The sequence below is a fragment of the Dulcicalothrix desertica PCC 7102 genome, from assembly GCF_003991905.1.
GTDB lineage: Bacteria > Cyanobacteriota > Cyanobacteriia > Cyanobacteriales > Nostocaceae > Dulcicalothrix > Dulcicalothrix desertica.
Genome location: NZ_RSCL01000040.1, coordinates 1 through 18,733 on the forward strand (window position 1 = coordinate 1; position 18,733 = coordinate 18,733).

Below are 18,733 nucleotides of genomic sequence, written 5' to 3' on the forward strand. Positions count from 1 at the left end.
GGTTCATGTTGAGCGAGTAGCTAGTAGTAATACTAGTAAAAGTCGAGCATGTTCCAAGCGAAAGCGTTAAAACATTTTGATGTCAAGTTACACCGTAGACTTATGCCGAGGTTTACCTAGGTTTTTAGAAGCGGATGAACGATGAATAATATAGAGCAGTTGGTTAAAATTTCCGAAACAACAAATCGTCCTTTAGATGAAGTACTAACATACCACATACTCGAAAGTGTGTTGCGACGAGTATCTAACTCTATATATATAGATGAGTTAGTGTTGCGGGGTGGAATGATGACGCGGTTATGGGTGCCATTAGGACGGAGAATTGCTGTAGACGTAGATTTTCTAGGTTTATACCCATTCGATATTGGCGAAACAACAGCAAAATTTCAAGATATACTTTCGGCAGATTATGCTGATGGTGTGAAATTCCATTTAGATTCTATACGAACCGAAGGTATTTGGATGGAAACAGAATCACCAGGCGCCCGTATCAACATCGATGTTAATATAGACCATTACCAGCGTAACATTCAAATCGATATTGGATTTGGTGACCCACTGGCGCCACCTGCTTCATATATAAAATATCCAGCTTTAATAGGTGAAGCAATATCAATACAAACAGCGCGCGCGGAAACAATGGTAGGCTGGAAACTACACGGGTTAGTAGAACTAGGTGCAAAACGCTGGCATCCAAAAACATTATACGACTTAATGCTATATGCCAAATATCTAAACTTATCGCAACCAGAACTAGCAGAAGCGATAAAAATTGCCTTTAGCAGTCGCAACACACCATTACAAGAAGTGTGGGAAATTTTAGCGGCGCCTGACTGGTGGCATAATAGTAAAAGCCGCAGTAAATGGAAATGGTACATCCGCAAAATGTCAGCCCAAATCTTTGAAGAAGATTTTGAAACTGTAGTGAATATAGTGACGGGACGTTGGGAAAGTGTTATTAGAGAATTATTGTAAATTCATATTTCGCAACAAAACCATAACAAAATTAATGTAGAGACGTTACATGTAACGTCTCTACTACACGTCATAGGCAATCAATTAAATTTATTGTAATTTTCAGTAGTTGAAAGTTTTACCAATCAGTCCTACAGAAACTTATTTGACTATTTTATAAAACTAGAATGTAGGTTGGGTGAAGGCTTTGCGTAACCCAACATATAACGAAATTCTACCCTAAGTGCTAATAATGGCGCCTACAGACACAGCAATATTCGGAAACGCTAAAGGATTAATAGTTCCAGCAGTCAAAGTAAATTTAGAAGTATATTTTTTGTTTTGGGAATTGCGAAAAACTATAAGTTCTTTGGTTCTAAGGTTAACAACCCAGTATTCACCAATTCCAGCTTCTGCATAAATTTCTGTTTTTATTTCTAAGTCTTTTTCTAAACTAGTATTTGAATATTCAATTAGCCAAAAAATATTTTCTGGATACGGATGATGTTGTAAATACTGGCGCCCCAAACGCTGAACAATAGAAATATCAGGCTCAGGTTCCGAACCATCAGGAAGAGTAATTGGTTTAGCTGGACGAACTGTGGCAAGTTCCCCTAATAATAGTGTTAGATACTCACCTGCCTCAGAGCTAAAGTAAGCATGTGGTTCTCCTTCTGGCGCCACCTCAACAATTTCTCCCCTCAATAATTCCACACGCCGATTATCTAAAATACCAGATTCAATCATGCGGTGGTACTCGTCTATTGTCCACTTGGCTACAGCTAATGTCATAACTACAAAGTCCTGATTTTACCTAACGCAAGTCAATACAATAGTAACACCTGATTGCTTCATATCGCAATTCGCTCGTCATTCTGGTTCATGTAGTAAGTGCGCGGCTGAAAATCATATAATATTACAAATACGTTTTAATATTTTCATCACATCGTATAAAGCATTACCTCTATTACGAATTTCAAAAATATCAGAAAGAGCATATTCAGGAGTTTCTGCTTTTATTAGTTTAATAAACACAAAAGTTCCACCTGTGGTAATCATGCCATAACTAGGTTTTTCTGGATTAGGATTACTGTACTAACTATATACCGTACAAATATACTTTTTTATTTATTTAAATAAAATTTATGTAGATGAAGTTTGTTTGCAACGGATGTAACGGATGTTAATCGCGTCGGCTCACGGCATCCTGCCTGACCATTGCACAGGCTATAAGCCTATAGCTACGTTTATTGCTCGACTTAGGCCTTCTTGGTTCATTGGATACATTAGAACCAATATAGCTTAATATTTGTGCAGAAGTATTTGACCAACGTTATTGGTAAATGTCATGCTGAGGGACGAAGCATCTCTTTATGTAGTTTCAAAACCTAGATTCGACCCTACGGAAAAACTCCGTTTACGTTCCGCCGCGCTCCACTCAGAATGACATTTTATACCTGCCTCGACTTTTAAAACATCCTCTAAGTCTTTTTCTAAACTGGTATTTGAATATTCAATTAACCAATAAATATTTTCTGGAGCTATGTTTCCAGAAAAAGCTAAATGTATTATACAGCAGATTTTAGGTATATGAGGTACATACATAATGTTTAAAACGTCGTAGAGACGCGATTAATCGCGTCTCTACATGTACCGCATGAACATGAAATTTGCTGTATCAATGCTTGTTGGCGCCTATTTGAGTTTCCTTCTAATTTACTCTGTGTCCTCTATGTCTCTGTGGTAAAAATAATTACTTGCACAGCACAGGCGAGACGCCTATGCTACGAAATTTATTTAAATGCTCGGCGCCTATAGCAATTTGATAAAAATTGAGTATTATTACGTTGTACATTCGCGTTGATGGTGCGTAACAGCACAATAATACGTTTATTATCTATAAAAACAATACAAATGAATTATTCGAGAATATTTACTATTGGAATGTTGGTTTCTGCGTCTAGCTTCTTGGCGCCATCTGTTGTAAAGGCAGAACCGAAGATTACTTCTGAACCTTCTACTATATCCATAGCAGAGCAAAAGTGTTGGTTAGGTCAATTTTTTTGTCCAAAGGTTAGACGGAATTTGTTTTTACGCTCAAATCAAGTTGTTAAGGATGTTAAAATATTAAGCCTGGATTTAAATCGCTTGGATGGTAATGAGGTATTCCCTGCAAACGCGATTAAAGTCAACCTGAATAATTCTAGTATTAATAGTTTACCTAATAATCAACCTTTACTAACTCCAATTGAGTTTGATTTGAAAGGTGTGAGAAGCGGTGAGTATAATGGTAATCTATTGGTGATTACTCCTGATAGCGAGTTAGTTATCCCGATAAGTATCAAAGTCAAAGACTATTGGCTGATGCCATTGTGTGTTCTTTTACTTGGTGTGGGTTTAGGGATTATTATTTCAATGTATCGTAGTGAATGGATGGCACGCGATGAAGTTGTGGTTCAAGTTGCCCGTCTTCGTAGTAAAGTACGTGTAGATGAAGAATTTAAACAGGATAGCTCTTTTTATAAAAAATTTGAGTCTTATTTAACAGCGGTGGAAACTGCCTTAGAAAATAAGCGCTCTAGTGCGGCAATAGAAGCTGCAAATCAAGCGCAAGACCTTTGGGATAAATGGCATCAAGGTAAGCAAGGTTGGTTAAATTTATTAGATTATGAGTCGAAATTACGTAAAAGGGTAGAAGAAGAAAACCCTCAAAATCAAATTTCTTATTTAGAGCAAGTAACTTGGCAGCTTGACAGTATAAATAAAGGTAGACCATCACAAGACAGTTCTGGTCAAGTAAGTAAAGCGCTACAAGAAGTGCAAGTACAGCTTAATAATTTCCTTTTAGCAAAAACTCAATTAGATGAATTTCGTGAGTTAACTAACCAAGTGCCATATGAGGCAAGAGATGAAGAAAAGTATTGGAAACAAGAAGCGTTAACGCTGCAAAGGCTTTTGTATAACCTTTCTCCCACAGATATAGATTCTTATCATAAATGGCAAGATGATATTAGAACTCGGACAGATGAGATAGTTGAAAATATCCAGAATTTAAAGAGCAATGCACCACCGAGTAGAACCTTTTTAGGGAATGTATCTTCTTCAATTAAGAATCCAAGTCATGCTGGTTTAGTTGAACCTATTCCGAATATCAACTTAGATAACGAGATAAATACGTCAAAGCTAGAAAAATTATCTCGTAATCGTTTGCTTATTTTTAATTCCTTAAGTTATGCAATAGCTATTTTTTTACTTGGTAATGCAGGTTTTACACAATTATACTTGGCAAATGGTACTTTTGGGACTAGAGGAGTTGTAGATTATTTCTCGTTACTCGCGTGGGGTTTCGGCGCCGAAGCTACGCGCGAGACTGTGGCGCGAGTTTTGCAAGAATGGAAATTGCCAGGGTTAAAGTAGGGTGGGCTTCGGCCCACCGAATTTTATGGGCAAGGAGTTGGACGGTTTGTTGTTCCTGGAGTTGAGAAGCTGGCGCCACCATTGCGAGTTGAAAGATTTGCTCTATCTACAACTTCAAGTGTGGAAGCATCGTTAGACCTTAAAAGTGCAGGTCTAGGAGATGCACTAATTGTGTTACTGTCAACAGCAGCGCACATTTTAGAAGAGTTGAATGTTTCTAATTGAATCGCTCTATCACCATTTTCCCCACTGCCGATATTTTGGATAGTGTTGCCAGTGATAGTAACTTTTGTATTGGCTTGGTCTTGAACCTCGAAGTTTATACCATCATCCTTGGCAGTATCAATTGTGTTACCTGTGATGTTGAATTCAGTATTACTACTATTGAACTGATTCAATGTAGGAGAAACCGCTGGGTCGGGAAGGAATAAGTCAACTTCTATGCCGCTATCACCAACATTGGTAATAGCATTATTATTGATGTTGAATACTCCTTTTGAATCTGCGACAGCACCAATAGAAACTCCTTCATCAGGAATATTGCTAACTGTGTTACTTGTAATATTAAAGGTCGCGTCTGCAAATTTTCCTAAGTTCAAGTCAATTCCATCGGCGCCACCAACAACGTTACCATTATGCTTAATTGTGTTGTTGATTATATTGACTTTTGCAGTTGCTGTTGATTGGCAAGGTTTGTCTTGGTAAATTTGGTCAACATCGCGACACAAGTTAAATTCAATACCATCAACCCGGTAATCGGTTGCATTGAAGGTTGTCTCGATTATATTGTTGGCAATCGTATAATCTGAGTCACCTTCATAGTTCCAAACAAAAATACCGCTTTCCAAATCAGTATCTTCTAATGGGTTGCGAGTATCTACGACTTTGTTGTTGTTGATTTCAACTTTACCTGTGGTGTTTTCTAAATAAATACCTTCACCTTCTGCATTGGTAACAGTATTTTTGTTTACAGTTGTATTACTGTCAAAATTATCAATCCTAATACCTTGGTATCCGGTATTGCTAACGTTATTATCTGTTACATTTAGTTCTACGTTAGCTGCATCGCTGTTGTTGGAGGCGCCGATACCATATCCAGTTATATTATTAACTGTGTTACCTGTGATGCTAATTTTAGAACTAGCGCTGTCAAACAACTGTACATCTATACCATCAGCTTCGGCGCTACCTAAGCCGTATAAATCGCTACCCTGAACGTTATCAATGTTGTTATTGGCAATATTGATTTGGGTGTTTGTATTGTTGTTAAGCCCAACACTAATACCATCCTCGGTTGTATTGCTGATGATGTTTTCGGTAATGTTAACAGTTGCAGTTGCTTGGTCAAATGCTCTAAGTTTAATACCTTCTAACGGATTATTGTTGTTAAGAACAATGATGCCATTTTCGGTGATATCTAACTGACTCAAGTTAGCACTGTCACTTAAGCTAACATCTACACCAATACCAGGGTTGATAATCAAATTTTGAGCAATTTCTGCTGTACCTGTTGTAGTGCCTCCTAACTGAATACCGATAGAGTTGAAGTTATCGGTAATGAAGTTACCTGTAACTTTGATGTCGGCACTTCCAGTAGTGTTGCTTAGTAAAAGCGCGCTTCCTGCGTTTTCAGCAATGAGATTGTCGCTGATATCAACGTTACCCGTCACTTCAGATAAGAGTATTGCTTCTCCCTGACCATCAGAATTCGTTCCTGTCAGAGTGGTACCGTAGATAAAGTTATTAGCAATTGTAAGGTTACTAACATTTGTACCGCGAATTCCGGCGCCTGTTGCACCACTAATATTATTAGAACCGCTAATTTCGGCTTTGCCAGTAGTGTTTTCTAAATAGATACCTTCGTATTTGGTATTGCTAACGGTATTTTTGCTAACAGTTATATTCCCGTCAACACCGTCAATTCCAATACCTTCATATTCAGTATTGCTAACGGTATTATTAGCGATGTCTAGCTTTTGGTTAGCTGTGTCACTGTTGTCGGAGATGCTGATACCACTTCCAGTTGTGTTATTAACTGTGTTACCAGTAATGCTAACTTCAGAACTAGCGCTATCAAACACCTGTATATCAATACCGTCAGCAAATTCGGCGCCACCCAAGCCATATGAGTCGCTACCCTTAACGTTTTCGATTTTGTTATTGGCAATATTGACTTGGGTTTTTGTGTTTTGGTTAAGTTGAACACCAATTGCATCGTTGGTTGTGTTGCTGATGGTGTTTCCGGTAATGTTAGCTGTTGCGACCGCTTCGTCAAAAGCTCTAAGCTTAATTCCTTCTAATGGGTTATTGCTGTTAGGAGCAGTAATGCTATTGTTGGCGATATCCAGCTTACTCAAGTTAGCCTTTTCACTTAAGGAAACATCTACACCACTACCAAAGTTGGAAATAGTATTTTTGGCAATTTCTGCTGTACCTGTGGTGGTTCCTCCTAACTTGATACCAATGGAGTTTAAGTTATCGGTAATGTTGTTACCTGTAACTTTGATGTTGGCATTTCCAAAGGTATTGCTTAACGAAACCCCACTTCCTGCGTTTTTGGTGATGGTGTTGTTGCTGATATCAACGTTACCTGTTACTTCTGATAAGAGAATTGCTTCTCCTTGAGTAGGAGATATCGTTCCAGTACCAGTGGTACCTTGGATATTACTATCAGTAATCGTAACGTTATTGAGATTTGTACCTTGTATTCCAGCGCCTGTTGCACCATTAACATTAAGCTTGTTAATTTCGGCTTTACCAGTGACATCTTGTAAGTCAACACCTGTACCCTTGATATTTTGGATACGGCTGTCGGTAATCTTAATGTTATTGACATTTATTCCGCGTACTCCGGCGCCTGCATCCTTAATCTCAAGTCCGCTAATTTCGGCGTTGCCTATGATGTTTCCTAAATAAAGACCATCACTTTTTCCATTGGAAACGGTATTTTTGTTAATAGTGATACTACCGTTAAAACTGTCAATTCCAATACCTTCGTATTCAGTATTGCTAACGATATTACCTGTGATATCTAGTTTTAGATTAGCGACATCACCTATGTTTGAGGCGCTGATACCGCGTCCAGTTGTGTTATTGACTGTGTTACCAGTAATGCTAACTCCAGCGTTCGCACTATCAAACAGTTGTACATCAATACCATCTGCAAATGCGGCGCCACCTAATGTGTATGAGTCGCTACCCTTAACATTTTCAATTTTGTTGTTGGTAATATTAACTTGGGTTTTTGTGTTTTGGTTAAGTTGAACACCAATACCATCGTTGGTTGTGTTGCTGATGGCGTTTCCGGTAATGTTAGCTGTTGCAGTTGCTTTGTCAAAAGCTCTAAATTTAATTCCTTCTAAAGAATTATTACTGTTAGGAGCAGTAATGCTATTGTCGGTGATATTTAACTTGCTTAAGTTGGCGCTGTCATTTAAGCTAACATCTACACCAATACCAAAGTTTGAAATGGTATTTTTAGCTATTTCTGCTGTACCTGTAGCAGTTCCTCCTAAGTTAATACCGATGGAGTTTAAGTTATCGGTAATATTGTTACCTGTAACTTTGATGTTGGCATTTCCAGAGTTATTAGTAAGTAAAAGTGCGCTTCCAGTACTTTTACCGATGGTATTGTTAATGATATCAACGTTACCTGTTACTTGTGATAGAAGGATTGCTTCTCCCTGAGTGCCTTGAATACGGTTATCCGTGATTGTAACGTTACTGATATTTGTACCGCGAACTCCGGCGCCGTTTGCCGCATTAATATCAAATCCGCTGAAAATAGTATTACTGGAAAGAGTTACTATACCTCCAATCTTTGGCACAATACGAGAACCAGAGAAAGGTAGCTTGATGTTACCGATTTCTACTGTGTTGATAAATCGTTCAGGAGTGTTAGTAAGAAGTTGTACTCCACTTAGAAGTGTAAAGCCAGGAATGATGGCTTTTTCATCTCCACGGATATAAACAATAGAATCAGTTTTTGCAGCAGCATCATTAACAGCTTGCTGAATTTTGTCGTAACCGTAGGGTGACTCAGCAGTACCGTTACTATTGCCAGGAGCAACGTGAACAAAACTCCAAGCTTTGTTAGTTGCGGGGTTGGTAAGTGGGACAGAACTAACTGTGTTAACTCCAACTACAGGTATAGCTGCTTGACGTTGGACAAACTCACCCATGCGAGCAAAATTGCTGGGTTTATTATCAGTACCTCTTGTGGCGCCACTTCCTGGGAAACTTAAACCAACGCTGAAAACTGCTCTGGTGTCAAATAAAGAATCATTTTGTAATGAGGCGCCTAAAGATAAGAACTTAGTAGGACGTGCTTCAACTCTTGCCTTCCAACCAAAAGCTTCTTTATTATCATTTCCTAAATAGTAAATACCTGCATAACCACGCAAATCACCACTGCCAATTTTGGTTAAGCGGGTACCAACTTCCGCATCAATTCCATGTAAAGCAGCTTCAAATAAATTTGCTTGTTGAATAACAATGTTATTTTGTTTGAAGAAAGGGTCGCCAAAGTAAAATTGTCCAATTTGGTTACGGGTCTCACCTAAAGGTAAATAACCGTTAATACGTAAATCCCATTTACCTAGGGTTTCAAAACCGATACCAAGTTGTTTAAAGTAGCTTCTACTTGTATCGCGCGCATCAAAAGAAACATAAGCACCAGTAACTCTGTCATCCTTTTTATCGTAAACACGATATCCAAGTAGTACATTTCCTCCCATTTGGGAGTCATCATCTAAAAATAATCTTCCCTGAAGGAAAGTAGCATTTTGACCTGGGGTTTGAAATAAAGGAATAAATCCTTCAACGCTACCATTCGATTCAACACCTGCACCTTCGCTATTGTAGCGAACCTCAAAATTAGGTGATACTGTGGGCGCCTCTTGAGCTGAAGCTGATGCTCCAAGAGCCACAATCCATAACAAGCTTAGATATGCCAGTTGTGTAAATCTATTCATGATTGTAAATTAATATTCTTCACCAGTAATAAATGTGGCGCCGTATATATGTAGAGACGCGATATATCGCGTCTCCAAATATTACAAGACGCGATATATCGCGTCTCTACAACACAATGTTTAGATAAATCTGCCGTTTGAATTTTTGCGACGAATGCCAATTACAGATGGACGAGGCGCACCTGTAGATTGTCCTTTACCACCATCAGCAACTGGAATATTGCTAGGCCAACTACTACCACGCTGTACAGTACGAGTTTGGTTAAACGTTGTACCATTCAAATCAAGCATTTCAACGCTACGACTCAAAACTGTACCATCGTTGATTGGGCAATCTTCACCAGGATGCTGTACAGCAACAATCAAAGTGTCACCAACAAAAGTTGGACCAGTTATTTCACAACGCACTGGACCATAAGCAAAAGGTATTACTTTTCCTGCGTCAGAACCACTGGTTGGAATGAAGAATAACCAGTTGTTACCAAATACACCTGTGAAGTTGGAAACGTTACCTTTTGCGGCATGATTGATAGTATTAGGTGTGCCTGCGGCGCCAATATTAAAACCGTTATGGGTGCTGGTTGACATATCTGTAACACCCCAGACATTTGCTTGAGAGTCAAATGCCAAGTTATCTACGTTAGCAAAACCGGCGCCTGTTTTGGAACCAGCTTCTCCACCTTGTGCAAATTTCTGCCACTTGAAGGTTAAACCTGTTCCATCTGCACTATCTTCAATAATCTTGTAAATTCCACCTGATTGCTGAGTATCGTTAACTGCTTCACTTAACTTAGCAACTTGGAAAATACGAGAGTCTGGATATCCATCACCACCTGGCGCCCCATCGGTATAAGCAATAAATACTTCTTTGGTGCGGGGGTGAACTTCGAGGTCTTCTGGACGCGCGGTAGGAGTTCCACCAGCTAAGTTTGCTGCCAAGAACGCATCGCAAAGAATGGCGCCTTGAGATGTATAGAAGTTAGATAGCAACTTGCCACGGTAACCAGGTAATGCTGTTGCTTCATTTGCACGAGTACAACCAAATGCACCACCATCAGTAGTTTGACCTGCAATACCGTTACGTCTTGGTAGTGGTAGCAGACCGTTACGCTGTGCTGAACCCAAAGCTGCAAATTCTACAGAAGATAATTCAGTTGGTGCGATGGGATTTGTAGGAGTGTTTAAGAGTAAAGGTATCCACTGTCCTGTACCATCTGGATTTAAACGAGCAACATACAATACACCATTTTCAAATAACTGACTGTTGTTCTTACTTGTTGGTGAAGCAATTGTACCTGTGCTAACAAACTTCCAGGTATGTCCACCACGTCTGTCATCACCCATGTAAGCAACTAATTTCTTACCGTTTTCCGCGCGTATTGCAATGTTTTCATGACGGAAACGACCTAACCAGCTATGTTTCTTTGCACGGAAGCTGGGGTTAGCTGGGTCAATTTCTACCATCCAGCCATATTTTTCACCAACTAAACCAAAGGTTTTGCCAACAGTAGAATCTGTGTAATCTGTTTGAGTACCATCTGGTTTTAATCCTTCGGTAACACCAACGAAGAATAGTGAGGCGCCTTGGAAGTTTTCTTCTGCTGTTAGAATGGTTCCCCAAGGAGTTGTGCCACCAGAACAGTTGAAGCCAGTACCAATAATTCTATTACCTAGCCCATCTGCACTTTTTGAGAAAACATCCGTTGCAGCAGGACCAGTACCCTCTAAATAGTTTTGGTCGCCTTGCTGGTAGCTACGACTTCCCCAAGAGGTAATACTTTGATAAGCATCAGTACGCTGACTATTGATTCCTAAACCAGAAAGACCGTGAATGCGGCGATTTTTCGAGTCTTTTACTGGTCTGTAACGCTGTTGTGAATTGCGCTTAGAAATCCGAACGATTGAACCACCTAAATTATAGAGGAATTCACCATCTAACTCAATACCTCTAGCTGTAGGTAGAGAGTATCCAATTACAGGTGTATAAGCATTGGGAAGTGCCTGGACATCAGTAGGTGTTTCTGGCGCCAGACCAGAAAGTGGGAAGCCAACATATTCATGGTTCACCCACAAATAACCTTCGTCGTTAGTTCTGCCGATGGGAACAAAGCCTGTATAGTCGCAGTTGTAACCAAAGTAATCTTCGGGGTTTGGAAATACTCTATCACCCCAACCGACAATTACGTACCGTTCGTATTCTGGTGGTACAACTACGTCATCTATTACGTTATAGGTAGGTAATTGAACATTAGCAGAAGCGTTTAGTTGTAGTCCAATTCCTATTCCTGTAGGTAAAAAACTTTTACTTTCGGTATAAACAGGAAGTGGGTGTGGTAAACGCACAGGTGTAAAAGTCAAAGGTAGTGTAATAGCATCAACCGCACTAAAAACACCACCTAAAACTTGGTCTGCAACTACTGCACCAGCACTTCCAGCAAAAAACATCAGCACCTGTCTACGACTCAGCTTTGACATGAATATCTCCTCTCAAGGGGGCAATTCTTTAGTGTTATTGAAATGATTTCCAAAAACTCGAAAATGCAATTCTTCAGTATTCTCTGTTTTGTATATTAGAGAACACTTTAAAAAATAATGTGGCTAATATTTAGACTTTACGAATTGTTGTTATCCTATCAAAAATAGGATAAACTCTCAGGCAACACTGTTGTGAATCTATACCTTAGACGTTAAGGATAAGTAATCAAATATTTAAGCAATTGATTTATTATATTTTTTGTTGAATATAAATTATTAATTTAATATTTAGTTTATTTTTGAAAAAACAATAAGTTAAATAAAAGAATCAAACGTATTTTGGAAGACAACATAATTAATTATTTATCCATATAATTTCTATGTTTATTGCTTTGATTCCCCCTAACCCCCCGAAATCGTGGGAGGGACAAGAATGAGGTGTCAAAGCCCCTTTTAATTAAAGAGGTTGGATGTTTAAAGCTTCCGTGTTTAAAGGAGAATAGATGTTTAAAGCCCCCCGAATTCGCGGGGGGTTGGGGGGATTAATATCAGAGTCATTTAATAACTTAGATATGATACTTATTAAAGCAACCAAAAAATATATTACCTGCTTGTGTAGGTCTTCACCATTCTTACTTACTTGTGCATGTTTTTTCACAATTATTAGCCTTCATAGTCCAGTGTTATTGTTTTGCCTACTACTTGTAGGTCTAACAACTACATGTATTCAACACTTTGGACAGCGCGCGAAATTATCTTCACGTTGGGTCATCTTACTGCAAACTCTAGCTGTTGCGCTAATTTTGAGCATATTTTGGCTAGATTGGTTTACAAACCCTGCTGCTGCACAGTTTTTTGGAAAAGCAGAAAACTTTTTTAAAAATAATTTAACTGATGCATCTCAAACTGGCGCCACTAGTGCTGTAAGTTTAGTATTTAATGTCATCAGAGCGCTTTATTTACTATATATAGCTATATCGCTCGTTGGTGTAGTTAATGCTGTTCGTAAGGACGAAGACTGGCAAGTAGTTGCTAGAACGCCTTTACTAGTAGTGATTGCCGTTACTGTCGCTGATGTTTTAACGTCTTTTATTACCGGATAAATGGAAGATAAGGAATTTCGACCTGTAAATCAAATATTAGGAACTCAACCATCCCTTGGCCCCATTCCTGCAGACCAAATCTTCCCCTGGATAATAATAATTTTACTTTCTTACTTTATTGTTAATGGTTTTTTGGGAGGTTTATTTGCTGATGCATGGCAAAAATGGTTATGGACGGTGTTAATAGCAGGATGGGGAATGGCGACTTGGTGGATACTGACAGGGGGTAAAAGCTGGCGGTTTTTAAGTAAGTTCATTGGTGTTCCTAACTGGACTAGGGGTGTCGCTCGTTATCGGAGTTTTCTAGAATTTTATTATGAAAGACAAAATCGGAAAACAAAGCGTAGACATCGCAGGTCGCGAAAGTAGATTAACTCCTTTTGAAGATGCTTTACATCTTGCCACCATGCTTAAATTCGCGCTTGGTGATAGAGATATTGGCGCCTATCTTTTAAGCAAAGGTAATCAAAAAGATAAATTTTGCTTTGTTTTCGGCTTTGAATGTAAAGGCATACATACTACATTAGTAAAAGAGCAAATTGATTCAATTTGTAATAATATTGAAGCTGGTTTAAAAGATTTACCTGGTGAAGAACGAATTACTTTTCATCTCAGTTCGTTTGCTTCAGATAAAGCTAGACAAAAAGAATTAGCAGCATTAATTAAAAATACGACTTCGCCTGAAATACAGTATTTATTGACTTCAGAAAGAGCTAGAATACAAGCGCTTACACAAGATGGTGTACGTAAACCCAAGCAGTTACGTATATATGTAACCTATACTGTAGAATCTGATAGTGTAGAAGCGAATGATTGGATTGAAAAACTAATCGCTAAAGCCGAATCTTGGTGGTTAACTTTTAAGGGTGATGCAGTTCAAAGAGAACAAGAACGTATTGAGACGATAATTTCTAATGCTTACCAAGAAGGATTCCGTCGTTGGGAGCAAGTATTATCGAATAAAATGGGTTTGGACGTTCGAGCGTTAACTGCACAAGAACTTTGGCACGAGTGCTGGAAACGCTTTAATGATACTGTTGCCCCAAATATCCCTCAGTTATTAGTACTAGATGATAATGGATTGCGGGAGGAAATTTACTCGGAGTTACCTAGTAGTAAGTTATTACTCGAAAATATTCATAGTACAACACTTTTAACAGAATCTGCTGTACCCGTTGCAGATAGACAATGGATACATTTAAAAAATAAATATGTCGGTGCAATGACATTTTTAGAAAAACCAGGAGGTTGGCAAAATAAATCATCACAACTTCGGTATTTATGGGAATTAATAGCTAGAGACACAGTTGTAGATACTGAAATTTTTTGTCAGTTGGCGCCAGCAAATCCTGCTTTAGTTAAGGCAACTCTTCAACGGGTATTAAAGCAGTCAAACATGACAGCTAAATTAGCACAGCAAAAAAGCAATACTATTGACGTTGCTGCACAGTTAAAGCTTCAGAAATCAGTTGCAGCACAAGAAAAGTTATATGAAGGCGCCGTTCCTATATATACTGGTGTGACAATTTTAGTGCATCGTCCAAGTTTAGAAAAATTAGACGAAGCATGTAGATATATTGAAAACTGCTTCCAACGTCCCGCGCGTGTAGTTCGAGAAGTTGAGTATGCATGGAAGATTTGGTTACAAACTTTACCCATTGTCTGGGATGTTTTGCTTGCTAAACCCTTTAATCGGCGCCAGCTTTATCTTACCAATGAAGTTTGGGGTTTAACACCGCTAGTCACAACTACTTCTGGTAGTGCCAAAGGATTTGAGTTAATCTCTGATGAAGGTGGTACACCCGTCAATCTTGATTTATTCAACCAGCACAAAAATTTAGCACTGTTCGCAACAACGCGCGCAGGTAAATCGGTTTTGGTATCTGGTATATTAACTCAAGCATTAGCTCACAATATGCCAGTAGTCGCACTAGATTTTCCTAAACCTGATGGTACATCTACTTTTAGTGACTATACAGAATTTCTCAAAGGATATGGCGCCTATTTTGATATTTCTAAACAGTCGAATAACTTATTTGAACAACCAGACCTACGTGATTTAAGTAAAGAAGAACAAGCATCGCGTCTTCAAGATTATGTCGCATTCTTAGAATCAGCGTTGATGACAATGATATTGGGTAACAGCAGCGAAAATCAGTTACTATCGCAAACAGTACGCTCAATCATTAACTTAGCGCTAGGTACATTCTTTGCTGACGAAGGAATAAAACAACGCTATCAAGCTGCCCTCGTAGCAGGTTTTGGAACTATCGAATGGCAGAAAACCCCAACATTAAAAGATTTTTTACTGTTTTGCACGCGCGAACATCTCAACTTAAACTCTGTAGGTAAAAGAATTGACGAAGCACTCGAAGTCATTGACTTACGTTTACGCTTTTGGTTACAAAGTCGGGTTGGACAAGCAATATCTGCTCCTTCCAGTTTTCCCACTGACGCACAACTCTTAGTTTTTGCACTGCGAAATCTTTCTGATAGTGAAGATGCTGCACTACTTTCTCTCAGTGCTTACTCTGCTGCACTACGACGTGCTTTGAGTAGTCCTGCTTCTATATTCTTTATCGATGAGGCGCCAATTTTGTTTGAGTTCGACCAAATTTCTGACTTAGTAGGAAGGTTATGTGCAAACGGCGCCAAAGCAGGAGTAAGAGTAATTTTATCAGCCCAAGACCCTGACACAATAGCTAAATCAAAAGCCGCTACCAAGATTTTACAGAATTTAACAACAAGGTTAATTGGACGAATTCAGCCAGTCGCGGTAAATAGTTTTGTAGATATTTTAAAGTATCCACAGGAAATCATCGCGCGCAACGCATCAGAAAGTTTCTTCCCACGTAAAGAAGAAATTTATAGTCAATGGTTGCTTGATGATAACGGTGTTTATACTTTTTGCCGTTACTATCCAGGGTTTGAGCAATTAGCAGTTGTTGCTAATAACCCCAACGAACAAGCCGCACGAAATAAATTTATGCAAAAGCACAGTAACAAATACGAAGCGCTTTCACAATTCGCTCGTCAACTCGTTGGCTCAATTCGCAATAGTTAAAATATGCTTATAACTAAACCTTTAAAAATTATCATCGCATCGAGTACACTAACCTGCTTAGTCATATTACCAGCCACAGCAGGATTAGGAAATGTTTGGAGTGACTTTCAATCTTATAGTAATGATTTGAAAAATTATATTACAAATAATCTATCTGAGCTAAAACCTTATGAAGTTCAGACACAAAGCGCTATAAATAATTCTTCTAGTCCACTAACTATAGGTAAAAGTGTCAGAGAACAAATAACTCAATATTCACAGTCAGATAAATTTGATAATAACCCAGCAGTAAATGGTGCTATGGTAAGTAACCAAATTGGGCGCCAAATGACTTTATCAACAGTCGAAGGTACTTTAGGAAGGAACGGGCAAACACGTATTAAAAACAAATTACAAAATACCGAACAAGTGGTAAATAATATTGCCTCTATGGCAAATGCTGCTGATACTAATAAAAAGCGTAAGCAAATTGAAATTGAAGCAGTAGTAAGTAGTGCAAATGCTTTAAATAACATACCATCTATTGCAGCCAGTGGTAATCCTCTATCATTATTTGGTTCCGTATTAAACAACCAAGCAAAACTTACTCAGCTAACTTGGGAAGGATTAGCAGATTTAGAACTACAAAATATCAATATTCAAAAAGAACAATCAAAAATAGGCGCCGAAACACTTGCAACCACTACTCAAATTCATCATGACTTACAGTATACAAACTTAAACTTAGTAAACATATCACAACAACTAGATGAAACAAATAGAAGTCAAAGAGTAAACACATCCGCAGAAGTCGCACGACTATTACAAGTCACATCACAAACCGACTTAATAGGCAGAAAAAACTAATTATGAATCTGACTTATATAAGCTTTGCTCAATTTGGAAGCACCGATATACTTAGAAACGGCGCCATTACAGCACAAAATATTACAACTAGTTGGGACAAACAATGGATAGAAATTCTTCAAACTAACACCAATAATAACTTATATGGGGCAATAACTAAACTGGGAATATTTTTTGCCGTTGGCACATTACTAGTCTTTGTCACTCAATGGCTTAAAGATTTATTAGAAAGCGAATACTCACGTCCCTTATCTAATTTAATCATGCCGTTTGTAGTAGTGTTACTCTTAGCTAACCCTGGTAACGGTACTACATTATCTCATTTAACTTTAGGTTTTAGAAATTTTCTTAATAGCATTAACCAACAAGTTATTCAAGTCGCAGATAGCAATAAAATATACCAGCAAGCATTAAATATGAGTGTTGCTGAAGAAGTTACTGGCGCCTTATTACGTCCTTGTCAGTCACTAATGGGGGAGCAACAAACACAATGTTTAACTAAAGCCAAAGAAAAAATAGATACCCTATGGCAAAACTACCGCGACTTATACGGCGCCCAACCTTGGATAAGTAGACTTGAAAGGAAAGTAAATTTAATCGTATACAGTAGCAACGCAGTATCAGAGCTTTCGTTTAACTCTTTGCTGGGTTCAACAGTTCAAACTACCTTCAAAAATATATTAATCTCGTCACAACTTGCTTTTCACAACTTAATTGAGGCAACCATGCTGTTAGTAGCAGCACTTGGCCCATTGGCTGTAGGATGTTCTTTGCTTCCTGTAGTCACTAAACCAATTTTTACATGGTTGACAGGTTTTTCGGCAATTGGTATCGCCAAAATATCATTTAATATCATTGCCGTTATTACAGCTAGCGTTATTGTCGATGTTTCTTCTCAAAATATTGATGCAGAACTTGATTTAACGTGGTTTTTGATATGTTTGGGAGTTTTGGCGCCAATTTTATCTTTGACTCTTGCAGCATTTGGAGGTTTTAGTATATTTAATGCGATGAATAATACTAATGTTTGGGTGCGTGGAAGAATATAGAACCGCAAAGACGCAAAGGATGCGAAGAAAGAGATGACAAGATTTTTACCAGAGAAAAAAACGACGGTTAATTTATTAACTGTGTTTGCTTTTGTAACTTTTGGGTTACAAATTTTGGTATTATTGGTATTATTGGTACAGGGTTTGACTATTCGTAATTTGAGTAGTAGAAAACCGCCTAATTTCGTCCAGCTTGATAATGCGACTTCAAAAACAAATAATTTTGACCAACAACCGGAAGCTATTCGGCAATTTGTCAGTCAAACAATGGCTGGGATGTTCAACTGGACGGGCGCCTTGCCAGCAATTACTATAGAAGATGCGACAAATCCGAAACCTGATAAAGGTATATCTATAATTACACCAGAAGGCGCCACAAAAAAAGTGCCTACAACTAGTTGGGTGTCTAGTTTTGCTATTGCCGAAGATTTTCGACAGGGTTTTTTAGGACAAATAGCCGAAATGGCGTCAGCAGAGTTGTTCACAAAAAACCTGAATCAAGAAATCACAACTAAATTATTAATTCAGCGTGCTTATCCTCCCCAAAAAATAGCTCCCAACCGCTGGAAAGTGGGTTTGGTAGCTAATATAGTTCAAATCAGACGTGCAGACAACAAGAGAGTACTAATTCCCTTTAACAAAGATTTTTTAGTACGTTCAATAGATTCATTTGAGCATCCTCTAGCAAACACAAATAATATTAGTGATTTGCAAAAAGCGATATATAACCTGCGGGCACAGAAACTAGAAATATACGAAATCAATAATCTTTGCTTAACCGACGCTTACGATAATCAAAATAGTCAATCTAATCGTTGTGGAGTTAATTCCAGTAGTTTTATCAGGTAATAA

Annotated in this window: 12 protein-coding genes; 8 read left to right on the forward strand and 4 right to left on the reverse strand. The window is 38.4% G+C overall.

The annotated features are described in order from the left end of the window. Positions 1-141: 141 nt before the first annotated feature. On the forward strand, positions 142-975 hold the full coding sequence (locus tag DSM106972_RS45575) for a nucleotidyl transferase AbiEii/AbiGii toxin family protein (protein ID WP_127086911.1): 834 nt from the start codon (positions 142-144) through the stop codon (positions 973-975). Positions 976-1,194: 219 nt separating this feature from the next. Here DSM106972_RS45575 and DSM106972_RS45580 read toward each other — a convergent pair whose 3' ends face one another. Further along, the gene (locus DSM106972_RS45580; protein WP_127086912.1) at positions 1,195-1,746 is read right to left on the reverse strand and encodes a Uma2 family endonuclease; all 552 of its coding nucleotides are present in this window, start codon (positions 1,744-1,746) and stop codon (positions 1,195-1,197) included. 579 nt (positions 1,747-2,325) lie between these two features. Continuing rightward, positions 2,326-2,559, reverse strand: coding sequence for a hypothetical protein (locus tag DSM106972_RS54455; protein ID WP_233787717.1), 234 nt, complete (start codon positions 2,557-2,559; stop codon positions 2,326-2,328). A 309-nt stretch (positions 2,560-2,868) separates the two neighbouring features. On the opposite strand from DSM106972_RS54455, the gene DSM106972_RS45595 reads away from it, so the two are divergent. Next, positions 2,869-4,371 (forward strand): hypothetical protein, encoded by a 1,503-nt coding sequence (locus DSM106972_RS45595; RefSeq protein ID WP_127086913.1) that lies wholly within the window; start codon positions 2,869-2,871, stop codon positions 4,369-4,371. Between the two features lie 23 nt (positions 4,372-4,394). Here DSM106972_RS45595 and DSM106972_RS45600 read toward each other — a convergent pair whose 3' ends face one another. Together DSM106972_RS45600 and DSM106972_RS45605 are read right to left on the reverse strand one after the other, a co-directional pair. Further along, the gene (locus tag DSM106972_RS45600; protein WP_127086914.1) at positions 4,395-9,344 is read right to left on the reverse strand and encodes a beta strand repeat-containing protein; all 4,950 of its coding nucleotides are present in this window, start codon (positions 9,342-9,344) and stop codon (positions 4,395-4,397) included. 120 nt (positions 9,345-9,464) lie between these two features. Further along, positions 9,465-11,819, reverse strand: coding sequence for a PhoX family protein (locus DSM106972_RS45605; RefSeq protein WP_127086915.1), 2,355 nt, complete (start codon positions 11,817-11,819; stop codon positions 9,465-9,467). 572 nt (positions 11,820-12,391) lie between these two features. Between DSM106972_RS45605 and DSM106972_RS45610 the strand changes: the two genes are divergently transcribed. Genes DSM106972_RS45610 through DSM106972_RS45635 form a run of 6 tightly spaced genes read left to right on the forward strand, consistent with a single transcriptional unit; the run spans position 12,392 to position 18,730 of the window. After that, the gene (locus tag DSM106972_RS45610) at positions 12,392-12,922 is read left to right on the forward strand and encodes a hypothetical protein (protein ID WP_127086958.1); all 531 of its coding nucleotides are present in this window, start codon (positions 12,392-12,394) and stop codon (positions 12,920-12,922) included. After that, the gene (locus tag DSM106972_RS45615) at positions 12,923-13,291 is read left to right on the forward strand and encodes a hypothetical protein (protein WP_127086916.1); all 369 of its coding nucleotides are present in this window, start codon (positions 12,923-12,925) and stop codon (positions 13,289-13,291) included. It abuts the gene before it with no gap. Continuing rightward, positions 13,239-15,986 carry a putative type IV secretion/conjugal transfer ATPase gene (locus DSM106972_RS45620; RefSeq protein ID WP_127086917.1) on the forward strand — a complete coding sequence of 916 codons (2,748 nt, stop codon included), beginning with the start codon at positions 13,239-13,241 and terminating at the stop codon, positions 15,984-15,986. Before DSM106972_RS45615 ends, DSM106972_RS45620 begins: the two co-directional genes overlap by 53 nt. A gap of 3 nt (positions 15,987-15,989) precedes the next feature. Next, positions 15,990-16,832 carry a hypothetical protein gene (locus DSM106972_RS45625; RefSeq protein ID WP_127086918.1) on the forward strand — a complete coding sequence of 281 codons (843 nt, stop codon included), beginning with the start codon at positions 15,990-15,992 and terminating at the stop codon, positions 16,830-16,832. Positions 16,833-16,834: 2 nt separating this feature from the next. Then, complete coding sequence (locus tag DSM106972_RS45630) at positions 16,835-17,881, forward strand: hypothetical protein (protein ID WP_127086919.1); 1,047 nt, start codon at positions 16,835-16,837, stop codon at positions 17,879-17,881. A gap of 33 nt (positions 17,882-17,914) precedes the next feature. Next, on the forward strand, positions 17,915-18,730 hold the full coding sequence (locus DSM106972_RS45635) for a hypothetical protein (protein WP_127086920.1): 816 nt from the start codon (positions 17,915-17,917) through the stop codon (positions 18,728-18,730). Positions 18,731-18,733 lie beyond the last annotated feature (3 nt).

Excerpts from the sequence above, each read along its gene's own strand:
- DSM106972_RS45575 (WP_127086911.1), top strand. The coding sequence starts at position 142 with ATGAATAATATAGAGCAGTTGGTTAAAATTTCCGAAACAACAAATCGT.
- DSM106972_RS45580 (WP_127086912.1), bottom strand. The coding sequence starts at position 1,746 with ATGACATTAGCTGTAGCCAAGTGGACAATAGACGAGTACCACCGCATG.
- DSM106972_RS54455 (WP_233787717.1), bottom strand. The coding sequence starts at position 2,559 with ATGTATGTACCTCATATACCTAAAATCTGCTGTATAATACATTTAGCT.
- DSM106972_RS45595 (WP_127086913.1), top strand. The coding sequence starts at position 2,869 with ATGAATTATTCGAGAATATTTACTATTGGAATGTTGGTTTCTGCGTCT.
- DSM106972_RS45600 (WP_127086914.1), bottom strand. The coding sequence starts at position 9,344 with ATGAATAGATTTACACAACTGGCATATCTAAGCTTGTTATGGATTGTG.
- DSM106972_RS45605 (WP_127086915.1), bottom strand. The coding sequence starts at position 11,819 with ATGTCAAAGCTGAGTCGTAGACAGGTGCTGATGTTTTTTGCTGGAAGT.
- DSM106972_RS45610 (WP_127086958.1), top strand. The coding sequence starts at position 12,392 with ATGATACTTATTAAAGCAACCAAAAAATATATTACCTGCTTGTGTAGG.
- DSM106972_RS45615 (WP_127086916.1), top strand. The coding sequence starts at position 12,923 with ATGGAAGATAAGGAATTTCGACCTGTAAATCAAATATTAGGAACTCAA.
- DSM106972_RS45620 (WP_127086917.1), top strand. The coding sequence starts at position 13,239 with ATGAAAGACAAAATCGGAAAACAAAGCGTAGACATCGCAGGTCGCGAA.
- DSM106972_RS45625 (WP_127086918.1), top strand. The coding sequence starts at position 15,990 with ATGCTTATAACTAAACCTTTAAAAATTATCATCGCATCGAGTACACTA.
- DSM106972_RS45630 (WP_127086919.1), top strand. The coding sequence starts at position 16,835 with ATGAATCTGACTTATATAAGCTTTGCTCAATTTGGAAGCACCGATATA.
- DSM106972_RS45635 (WP_127086920.1), top strand. The coding sequence starts at position 17,915 with ATGACAAGATTTTTACCAGAGAAAAAAACGACGGTTAATTTATTAACT.